12 protein-coding genes and 1 rRNA gene (1 of these 13 cut by a window edge) are annotated in these 10000 nt (G+C 42.8%); 12 read left to right on the top strand and 1 reads right to left on the bottom strand.

What is annotated here, in order from left to right:
• Positions 1–70 (top strand): 5S ribosomal RNA (gene rrf / locus CCC32_RS04185) (it extends 43 nt beyond the left edge of the window).
• A gap of 374 nt (positions 71–444) precedes the next feature.
• On the opposite strand, the gene CCC32_RS04180 is transcribed toward rrf, so the two are convergent.
• Entirely contained in the window at positions 445–1671 is a 1227-nt protein-coding gene (locus tag CCC32_RS04180) for an L-serine ammonia-lyase (protein ID WP_287072542.1), read from the bottom strand.
• A 230-nt stretch (positions 1672–1901) separates the two neighbouring features.
• Here CCC32_RS04180 and CCC32_RS04175 point away from each other — a divergent pair, with 230 nt between their 5' ends.
• The 11 genes from CCC32_RS04175 to CCC32_RS04125 form a co-directional block, all read left to right on the top strand.
• On the top strand, positions 1902–2483 hold the full coding sequence (locus CCC32_RS04175) for a hypothetical protein (RefSeq protein WP_287071664.1): 582 nt from the start codon (positions 1902–1904) through the stop codon (positions 2481–2483).
• Between the two features lie 13 nt (positions 2484–2496).
• The gene (locus tag CCC32_RS04170) at positions 2497–3057 is read left to right on the top strand and encodes a cob(I)yrinic acid a,c-diamide adenosyltransferase (protein WP_044064480.1); all 561 of its coding nucleotides are present in this window, start codon (positions 2497–2499) and stop codon (positions 3055–3057) included.
• Between the two features lie 100 nt (positions 3058–3157).
• Positions 3158–3379 (top strand): DUF2795 domain-containing protein, encoded by a 222-nt coding sequence (locus CCC32_RS04165; RefSeq protein ID WP_004342485.1) that lies wholly within the window; start codon positions 3158–3160, stop codon positions 3377–3379.
• A gap of 523 nt (positions 3380–3902) precedes the next feature.
• Complete coding sequence (locus CCC32_RS04160) at positions 3903–4826, top strand: IS982 family transposase (protein ID WP_287071600.1); 924 nt, start codon at positions 3903–3905, stop codon at positions 4824–4826.
• Positions 4827–5356: 530 nt separating this feature from the next.
• Entirely contained in the window at positions 5357–5791 is a 435-nt protein-coding gene (locus CCC32_RS04155) for a hypothetical protein (protein ID WP_287072533.1), read from the top strand.
• Between the two features lie 16 nt (positions 5792–5807).
• Positions 5808–6497 carry an SEL1-like repeat protein gene (locus CCC32_RS04150; RefSeq protein ID WP_287072531.1) on the top strand — a complete coding sequence of 230 codons (690 nt, stop codon included), beginning with the start codon at positions 5808–5810 and terminating at the stop codon, positions 6495–6497.
• Positions 6490–6627 carry a hypothetical protein gene (locus CCC32_RS04145; RefSeq protein ID WP_287072529.1) on the top strand — a complete coding sequence of 46 codons (138 nt, stop codon included), beginning with the start codon at positions 6490–6492 and terminating at the stop codon, positions 6625–6627. The genes CCC32_RS04150 and CCC32_RS04145 overlap by 8 nt, the downstream gene beginning before the upstream one ends.
• Before the next feature lie 557 nt (positions 6628–7184).
• Positions 7185–7400: a sigma factor gene (locus CCC32_RS04140; RefSeq protein WP_287072528.1), complete on the top strand. Its 216-nt coding sequence runs from the start codon at positions 7185–7187 to the stop codon at positions 7398–7400.
• A gap of 91 nt (positions 7401–7491) precedes the next feature.
• On the top strand, positions 7492–7734 hold the full coding sequence (locus tag CCC32_RS04135) for a hypothetical protein (protein ID WP_287072526.1): 243 nt from the start codon (positions 7492–7494) through the stop codon (positions 7732–7734).
• Positions 7735–7788: 54 nt separating this feature from the next.
• Positions 7789–8817, top strand: a complete 1029-nt coding sequence (locus CCC32_RS04130) for a hypothetical protein (RefSeq protein WP_287072524.1) — start codon at positions 7789–7791, stop codon at positions 8815–8817.
• On the top strand, positions 8817–10000 hold a 1184-nt coding region (locus CCC32_RS04125), incomplete at its 3' end, for an FtsK/SpoIIIE domain-containing protein (protein ID WP_287072523.1). The genes CCC32_RS04130 and CCC32_RS04125, both read left to right, overlap by 1 nt.

Raw genomic sequence — 10000 nt, 5'->3', positions numbered from 1 at the left:
ACAGAGAAGTTAAGCCCGCTTGCGCCGATGGTACTGCAATGCAATGTGGGAGAGTAGGTAACCGCCTTTTTTCACTTTAAGACTTGAATCCTCCGGAAGAGCAATCCTCCGGAGGATTTTTTTTGCGTCTGTACGCATCAGGGTCTTCCTTGGTCCTCATGCACGTCATGTCTGTTTTCATCAGGCGATAATTGAATTGTCCGGACAATTACCAGATGGTTTTTGCATGCAGAAACAGACGGAAGTGACTGAATTATAGACACTTCCGAATATGTGACCAGATGGTTGACGGTTTTTGTTGAATTTTAGTATTGATGACCGTTTGAGTATAAAGAAAGCGGATTACAGTTCCCTACCAGGAGATGTAATCCGCTTTGTGGCTCAGAATGCGTAATGTTATCGTATTACTTTATTCTAACTTGTCTGGGCGTTTGAATTGTTGCTTTAGTCATTCACGTTACCCGTCATGTTGAAACCCTTTGCAAGGCCGCCCTCGCTAGTCTCTTTGTATAGCGATGGAATGTCGTGTCCGGTGCGCTTCATTACCTCTACGACGCGGTCGAACGAAACGCGGTGAGATCCGTCGGAGAATGCGGCATAGAGATTAGAGTCGAGTGCTCGGGTGGCAGCGAAGGCATTGCGTTCGATACATGGTATCTGCACCAATCCACAAATAGGGTCGCAAGTCATACCGAGGTGGTGTTCCAGTCCCATCTCTGCTGCATATTCTATCTGAGACGGGCTGCCACCGAACAACTGGCAGGATGCTGCTGACGCCATGGCGCATGCTACGCCCACTTCTCCTTGGCAACCAACGTCGGCTCCGGAGATGGATGCGTTTTTCTTCACTATATTTCCTACCAGTCCCGCTGTGGCAAGAGCGTGCAGGATTTGTTTGTCTGTGAATTCGTGGCTCTTTGATATATGATATAACACCGCTGGCAGCACGCCGCATGCTCCACAGGTAGGAGCGGTGACGATTGTTCCGCCTGAAGCGTTTTCCTCACTCACTGCCAGAGCATAGGCATATACCAATCCTCTTGTCTGCAGCGACTGTTTATAGCCACTTGCTTTCACGTAGTATGTCGGTGCCTTGCGTGGCAGATTGAGCGGACCGGGAAGTCTTCCTTCACGTTTAAGACCACGTTCAACCGCCTCTTTCATCTTGATCCATACCACTTCGAGATAATCCCACAGACTGCTGTCTTCGCATAGCTGCACGTATTCCCAATAATTTCTTCCCGTGCGTTCACACCATTTCATTATCTCTGTCATGGAGTTCATGTCGTAGACTTCAGGTGAGTTGAACATGTCGTCATCTCCTTTGCCTTCAGAGAGCGCACCTCCACCTATGCTGTATACCGTCCATTCGTTGATAGGCTTCTCGTCATTTGTGAGCGACTTGAATTTCATTCCGTTGGGATGGAACGGAAGGAATACGTCCGGTTTCCAGATTATCCTAACGGGAGCAATGGGTTCCAGCACCTCGATGATGGCGATGTCTGTCATGTGTCCTTTGCCCGTAGCGGCAAGACTACCATAGAGAGTCACCTCGAACGAGCTTGCTCCGCGGTTGTTCTCCAGAAATATCTTTGCGGCTTTCTGTGGACCCATCGTATGACTGCTTGATGGTCCCTTGCCTATTTTGAAAAGTTCTTTAAGCGTTTTCATATCTCTATTACCTTTAAAATGCAAAATTAGCGGAAAATCATATCAATAGCAAATGCAGAGTTGACTTTTTTCAGTTTCTCTCTCTTCCTGTTTTGATATTAAGAGCTTGTTATTACCTTTTATCCTTGATATTTACGTTCTTGATGGAAAAATGTCCTGACAAATCGTTTTATTTTTGATAAAAATACGTATATTTGCGCCTGATGACGACAAATAGGTTAATACGCGGAATGATATGGCTCAGTAGGATTGGCTGTTGCCGGGGCTTCGGAATACAGTCGCCTTGGGCTTACAGCCTCGTCAGATACGTCATAAATGAGCATTACCCGTATTATGCCTACGAACGTCTGGCAAAGGATTTTCCTGAGGCAGATGCCGTGAGACGCAAGATGGGTGAGTTCTTTCTCCGTCTCGCCAACCATGCCCAGCCAGAGATGGTGGTGGCGGTGGGCTTTGATGATGAAGACATGAAGCGTGACAAGGCTTATTTCCGTGCAGGCTGCAATTCTCTGCGTTGGGCGGGCATTGGGCCGTGTGATGCGGATCCGGCGCTGGAAACGCTTGGAAATGCACCGGGGACGCATATCCTGCATGCCAATGCCCCTGCAATAGATGCAGAATGGCTGACGGAAGCGGTGAAGCGGTTGCGGACCGGTGATTTCGTGGTAGTGGATAGGTTGAACTACAACAAGGCGGTCTGGCAAGATGTAGTGGGGAGACTTCAGAATATAGTGTCCTTTGATATGTATTATTGCGGATTGGTGTATGTCGATCCGAAACGATATAAGCAGAATTACAAGATTAACTTTTAAAAATCTCAAGACTATGGCAATAACAAAGGTTTATACAAAGACAGGCGACGAGGGCATGACGAGCTTGGTAGGAGGAGTGAGGGTGAGAAAGACAAACCCTCGTATCGAGGCATACGGCACCGTGGATGAACTCAGTGCGCAGCTCGGTCTGCTTGCTTCATTCATGAAGGATGGCGACGACAAGAATATGGTGATCAGCATTCAGCGCACGCTGTTCACGGTATGCTCATATCTCGCTACCGATACCACTCAGACCAAGTTGGCACCTTCGTATACCATCGACCCGCAGGAGGTGACGGTGCTGGAAGAGGAAATTGACCAGCTGAACGGCAGTCTGCCCCGACAGACGTCATTCATCATCCCCGGAGGCTCACATGAGGCAGCTCTCGCACATGTATGCCGCACGGTATGCCGCAGGGCGGAGAGGCGCATATTCTTCCTCGGTGAAACCACCAAGCTCGATGGAAATGTATTGCAGTATATCAACCGTCTTTCTGACTATCTCTTCATGCTCGCACGCAAATTAAACTTTAATGACGGTGTGAGAGAAAAAATATGGAAGAAAAACTTGTAGATAAGAAAAAAAACATTATTTTTGCGCTCAATTTTATAATAGGCAGCGAGCTGGCATGGTGATGCTGCCTGGTATCGCAAACTGATAATTTATATTTACTATGTATTGGACACTTGAATTAGCTTCAAAGCTCGAAGATGCGCCATGGCCTGCAACGAAGGACGAATTGATTGACTACGCAACTCGTTCCGGGGCGCCGCTTGAAGTGTTGGAGAATCTGCAGGAGATAGAGGATGAGGGTGACGTCTACGAGAGCATCGAGGATATCTGGCCCGACTATCCGACAAAAGAAGACTTCCTCTTCAACGAGGACGAATACTAACAGCTCAAACAGCTACACAAACAGCTTAAAGCATTGAATATAAGCGGTATGGGAATTGTACGACAACATTCCTATACCGCTTTTTACGTTCTTTTACCGCCAAATAAAATGCTCAAATAAGTATATTTTGAAGAATTAAATGATCAATAATCGGTACTTTCTGAATTCTTTCTTCGCTGATCATTTAATTCTGATAAACTTTTCTGCTATCTTCGCGTATATAGTGCATAAATCAAATTCATATTATTGTATATGGGAAGAATATCGCGAATCTTGAATGTAGACTTAAAGGCACAAGGAATGTTCGGATAATAAGATCATGCCTAAGAGTATGTTGTACAACATCAATTTCTTTATTTGCCAACTCTACTTGAAATAATTCGGCCCTATTTTTTGCGATACCAATAATAATTAACCTGAGTTCGGGATAAGAAAGTCTTTATAAAAGTTGGTAATCTCAATAATTTTTAGTACCTTTATGGTTGTAAATCAATTAGTTATAAAGTAAAAGGATACTATAGTTATGGAGATTACCAAGGACAAAATTACTGAAATTTTCTGTATTATCGATGATTTTTGCCAAGAATATGATAAAGAGATTGCCCGCATGTCCATTTGTGAGCCTGACGGGCGTAAGCACCGCAATCGGAAATGTACTATGAGCCGGTCGGAAATCATGACAATACTCATCTGCTTTCATTTCAATACTTTCCGCAACTTCAAGCATTATTACCTCTTTTATGTCAAGGTGCACCTGCACGACTTGTTCCCAAAGCAGCTCTCATATAACCGCTTTGTTGAACTCGAGTCCAGAGTCGCGGTTGAGATGATGCTGTTCCTCCAACTGTTTTGCTTTGGTAGATGCACGGGTATAAGTTTCATTGACAGTACATGCATTCCTGTATGCCACAACAAGCGTATAACAAGGAATAAGGTGTTCCGTGGTTATGCAGAAAGAGGCAAAAGCACCATGGGATGGTATTTCGGTTTCAAGTTACACCTGATATGCAATGAGAGAGGTGAACTGCTTAACTTTATGCTTACGAAAGCGAATGTTGACGATAGAAATACAGATGTTTTTAACAGATTGAGTGATAATGTGTTCGGAAAATTATTCGCAGACAAAGGATATATTTCGCATGGCTTGTTTGAGAGATTGTTTAACGACGGTATAGAAATTGTCACTGGCTTGAAATGCAATATGAAAAACAAGCTTATGCCATTGTATGACAAGATTCTGTTGCGTAAAAGATCTGTCATAGAAACCATCAATGACGAACTTAAGAATGTTGCACAACTTGTACATTCAAGACATCGTAGCGTGTTCAATTTCGTAATGAATGTCCTTTCTGTTTTGGCTGCGTATAGCTTCTTTGAAAAGAAGCCATCCATCAACATTGACTATTGCATAGAGAATGTTGACGGACAGCTTGCTGTTATAAAGTAAACTTCATTTGGACTTTACAATCCTTGCATTTTGCCATCCATATTGTTTGGAGGGCAAATGTAATATGCACCTATCGGAAATCTGGCATAGCAAGAAAAACGACTGTCGCTTATCCCGAACTCAGGTAATTAGTAACTTTGGCATGCTAAATTGCATTTAATGTGCAATAACGGCATATAGCCCTACGCCGAAGTCGCTTGAAAAAGTGACGGTTGGTAGAGGGCAAACATAAGAAAAGCGTTATTGGCGCTTGGTTTTCTGGCATCTTGAAATTTCGAAGACCTCAAGATGTGAAGCGAGCGACAAGGGGCTTCACGCTTTTTCGTGCTTACACAAAAGTACACGACCTAAACAAGAAACAGTCCGAACGGAGCCTTAGGACACAAACCTTGAAGTCTGGCTCTATGGGCAACAGCATAAGACAAAGCAGTAAAGACACTACGACGTGCGAGTAAAATCGTGCAGTCGCAGAGTCTTTGCTGCTTTTTTTATTTTGTAACATACAGTCTGACTTAAACAAAAGACAGAATATGAAAAGTACTAACGAGAACAACATTATTGAGACTATCGAAGAGTATGTTGGTAGTTCACCAATACGCCCAGTGCTTATATGGTTTCATTCAAATCCCGACATTGACAACGCAAGACGTGCTATCAGCGAGATGAACGGTTGTGCGACTTGCGGAAATGCACTTTACATAGATAAAGCTGGGACAATCCAAACGATCACTCCGTCTGGAGATGATGAACAGTTCATTATTCCTGGAACATACAACGAGAACACCAAGTTCTTCTTGTTCCACCGCTATATGGAACAGTTAAGAGGAGAGTATCTTAAATATGCTTTAGACTTGATGTATGAGACCAAGCTTCCTGTGGTATATCTCGCCAACGACTATTCTAAGGAGGAAGAGCCACAAGCTAATGTCTCGGCATTTGAGGAATGGGAGTATTCTGACAGATAAAATAAAAATTTTTCAGTTGTACGAGCGTAAGGCTAAGGAAGATGCCGCATTAGAAGATGTCAGATTGGAAGAAGCGCGTTTGGCACAGATTGAAGCCAACAGACAGCGTCAAGCAGAGTTGGATAGAAAGGAGTTTGAGGATGCCAAGCGCAAAGCACAGATGGAGGCAGAACTGCGTGCCATGAAAGAGGCTGAGGAAAAGGCACAAGCTGAAGCACACCAACAGAAACTTGCAAAAGAACAGGAAGAGAAACAAAATGTTCTCGCTCCTATCAAGGATTATGTGGAAAAAGCCGAAAATGGTGATGGTCAAGCTGCATGCCAGATTGGTCTGTGGTTCCAACATGGACAAAAGGGACTTCCACAAGACATAGAGCAAGCAAAGTATTGGTATCAACAGGCAATGGTATTGGGCAATCAGAATGCTGCAACTTTTCTGAACATACTCGTTGGAAACGAGCAGGAAAAAGTCAAGGCTTCTCAAAAGCAAGAGGCTTTAAAGGCTCAGGAAGAGAAAGATAACCGTTTGCGTCTAAAGTATGACACCGAGGACGAATTTCTTGCGAATGAAAAAAATGATGTAGAAGCTGCCAATAGAATTGCTACTTCGTTGATAGATAAGTTTGGTACCGTCTCTGACGATCCAAGTATCAGCGAATTAGAAAGATTAATAGGATATTGCGACCAATGCATAAAGTATGGATGAGGCATTAGCCTATTTCGCACGTGTCTTGAAACGTGACACTCTTACTGTTGATGACATCCACAAGTGGAACTGTGAGCATTGGAAGGACGGCTTCATCTATTTCAATGAGTATGAGGTTGATTTACGATGATGCAGTTGTCGAGATAATAACAGAGACAGCCGAAACGCTGCAAAGGGAGTAGGCAAAACTTTTCAAAAGACGTGAGACATGTTTCTCTTTCTATGCGGAATCTTGATTGTTGTGTTTGGTGGCTACATATTGATAAGTCTCATACAACTTGCGTTTATGATTATCGGTTGGATTATCCAGGCTATATTCAGTATCTTTGAATAAGATAGGCTGCACCTCGGCAATTGAAGCAATCTTCATTGCGCTCGGTTTGCACTATCTTTGAATAAGATAGGCTGCACTCGGCCATCTGAGAACAAGTTCTCATGGCGCTCGTTGGCAGTATCTTTGAATAAGATATGATTGCAACAAGAAGTCGATTTTTTGTTGATTTTCTATGGTCTGATTTTTTTATTTCAAAAAAACAGGGTAAATTTCGCGCGACAACTAAAAACATTAAAGATATGATGAACAACAATTCTACAACAAACAGTGAAAAGATGCCTATCATCGACAACGATGAGGCTTTGCGTCTTATTGACCTCATATAGCAGGGCGACTCCGATGCTGAGAACCAGTTGGCAGAACTCGGTTCTGTCTTTATCAAGGCAGTAGCAAAGCAGTATGTGGACAAGGGACTCTCTGACGAAGCACTCATTGCTGCCAGTCGTTACGGAATGTTACATGCCGGCCATAAGTTCGACAAGTCACGTGGCTTCAAGTTTGCCTCGTATGCCGTATGGTGGATGCGCGAAGCTATTCTGCAAGAGATCCGCAAAAAAGAAAATAACTAAACGACGAAGGATTTCGATAAGCCAGATGAGCAGAACCGGGCTTGCTCGGGTTATGCCATGGCGAGAAATCGTGTTTTGAAAAGAAAAGAATATGATACATAAAGATTTGGGCGAAATCCAAGCGCTTACACTCATCAGAGTGGTTCTTGAACGGACTGAGGACCAAGAGTTGAGAGAACAACTGCTGGAGTTTCTTCAAAACAACAAAGAGCTATGGTCAGATGCTCACAAGAAAGACTTCCATACATTTGCCACCACTCTTGCCAAGGAGTGGCTGGCAAGTAATCAATCAGATTTTCCCTCCATCATTAATTCTATCCAATCTAATTGTTAAGCATCTTTCCATCTTTGTATAAACAATTCTGCATACTTACTAAAATATTTGATTATGGGACAATTTAATTTAAACTATAACTATTATAGTGGTTTATCGGACAAGGCATTGACCAATGACGGTGAGGCAATATGGGATTTATTGATGGTTCAAGCTAAATTGCATGCGCCAAATTATGGGGATGGAAATTTTTTGTTTCCAATAGATTTGTCTACCGTTATTGGGCATTATCTTGCGGACAACTTTGACGAAGGCGATGCAGGATATACAGACAGCAAATGGCATAATGTAGAAGAAAGCACAAATATTATTGATTTGCTCGACAAAATCCAAAATGGAGATACTGCCAAAACCAAAGAGCTGTTTAAGCTGGTCGATATGGACATTAAATATAATAAAGAGCTTTTGCAAGTAACTCCTTATTATAGTTTTAAGGAAGCAATAGACCAATGCAGGAATATAGCCGAACGTAAAGCTAAGGAAGAAGCTGAGCGTATAGCCAAAGAAGAAGCTGAGCGTAAAGCTAAGGAAGAAGCTGAACGCAAAGCCAAAGAAGAAGCAGAGCGTAAAGCTAAGGAAGAAGCCGAGCGTATAGCCAAGGAAGAAGCCGAGCGTATAGCCAAGGAAGAAGCCGAACGTAAATCTAAGGAAGAAGCCGAACGCAAAGCCAAGGAAGAAACAGAACGTATAGCCAAGGAAGAAGCCGAACGCAAAGCTAAGGAAGAAGCTGAACGTAATTCATATAAGTCTCTGATAGAAGACTTTGTCAGCGACATCAAGGTGTGTGAGTATAAGGACGGCATCATATTTGGAAAGAAAAAGAAAATACATTATGTAGCTAACCCTATTACTAAGCGAATATGGAATGCTGTAGTAAACAAATCGTCTGAAACAGATTTCGACGATAATGATTTTGTGCCACAAAAGGAATTGGGAACATTCTTGGAAAACCTAAATTCTTACTATTCTGGAAAGATAGTATTTGAGTATCTGCACAAGAACATTCACGCTCTTGTACACTTGCAGGTGTACGAGAAACAGGACAAGAATGCATGTTTCGTTTATATTAAGGAGGAAAACTGATGGCAAAGACAATAGCAGCAATAGATATGCTCGTTAAATACTTAGAGCATAGAATACGCAACATAAAGGCTGACACAAAGGAGGCGTACGACATTGAGAGGGGAGAAATTGTTGATGAGCTCAAGCAACTTGCTGAGCGCATTAGCAATATAGACCCTATTTTACTGCCCAGGCTACCTAAAGCCGATTTGCAGGATGAGGTAATTAGAAATATAGCAAGTGCGGCTTCCAAACGCACAACTATGCCACCTATCTATACTGATACCACTTGCAACATTGGCATTCAGAATATTGTGGTATGCTTGCCTAAATATGTGAATTTTTCTGAAACGCCAGGAGCGACAATCTATGGTATAAATGGTTGGGAAGAATTTGCACAAAAGAAGATGACCCACCTGCTCATGTCTGTACTGTTGTCGATGCCACTTGGCAAGGTTAGATTCAACTTCATCGACCTTAACTTCTCATGCAAGGCACAGTTCTTTATCGACAACTTCGACCGTTCTGTGTGCAATATATATTGTGATGTACAGTCGGCAAAAGGTTTGGCAGAATCGTTGAAGACAAAGATGGCGCAGCGACTACGTGGCGAACTGTCGGATAATATATATGATTTTGTCGTATTTCTTGATTTCTTAAACGATTATAATAATATAGGCAATGCTTACAGACAGATAATAGAAAAGGGGGCATTCGCCAATATTCACACCGTATTTATCCTCAATGATTATAATGTTGAAGAAGGTGTATACGATCCTGGTCTACTTGACGAAGACAAGTTCTGTTTTATTAATGGATATACTACCCTTAAAGATGAAATTAACTATACAGAAGCCATTTTGTCGTTTGCCAATTTGTCTTTAGCCAAAGATTCCGACTTCCGCAGCAAGTGTATCGAATATCTTAACAATGGCTTGCAAACGGAAGATGAACCAGAGATAGACGAGCCAGAGATAGACAAGACCGAATATGCCGTCACAACTTCTGCCATCGAGGCTCCGATAGGCAAGACTACCGATGGCGAGACCGTAGATTTCAAGATAGATGTAAACCGTGGCCATTACCATGCATTTGTAATAGGCGAGACGGGTTCGGGCAAGTCGCGCTTCCTGCACGACATCATCATCAACATGATAGCCAAGTATAGTCCCGAAGACGTAGAGCTATACCTTATGGACTTCAA

The organism is Prevotella sp. LMAG:51 (genome assembly GCF_008680225.1).
GTDB classification, from domain to species: Bacteria; Bacteroidota; Bacteroidia; order Bacteroidales; family Bacteroidaceae; genus Prevotella; species Prevotella pectinovora.
This window is presented reverse-complemented; position numbering and strand designations above follow the sequence as displayed.

Coding starts and splice junctions, on each gene's coding strand:
- CCC32_RS04170 (WP_044064480.1), top strand. CDS start 2,497: ATGGCAATAACAAAGGTTTATACAAAGACAGGCGACGAGGGCATGACG.
- CCC32_RS04130 (WP_287072524.1), top strand. CDS start 7,789: ATGGGACAATTTAATTTAAACTATAACTATTATAGTGGTTTATCGGAC.
- CCC32_RS04180 (WP_287072542.1), bottom strand. CDS start 1,671: ATGAAAACGCTTAAAGAACTTTTCAAAATAGGCAAGGGACCATCAAGC.
- CCC32_RS04160 (WP_287071600.1), top strand. CDS start 3,903: ATGGAGATTACCAAGGACAAAATTACTGAAATTTTCTGTATTATCGAT.
- CCC32_RS04165 (WP_004342485.1), top strand. CDS start 3,158: ATGTATTGGACACTTGAATTAGCTTCAAAGCTCGAAGATGCGCCATGG.
- CCC32_RS04135 (WP_287072526.1), top strand. CDS start 7,492: ATGATACATAAAGATTTGGGCGAAATCCAAGCGCTTACACTCATCAGA.
- CCC32_RS04145 (WP_287072529.1), top strand. CDS start 6,490: ATGGATGAGGCATTAGCCTATTTCGCACGTGTCTTGAAACGTGACACT.
- CCC32_RS04175 (WP_287071664.1), top strand. CDS start 1,902: ATGATATGGCTCAGTAGGATTGGCTGTTGCCGGGGCTTCGGAATACAG.
- CCC32_RS04155 (WP_287072533.1), top strand. CDS start 5,357: ATGAAAAGTACTAACGAGAACAACATTATTGAGACTATCGAAGAGTAT.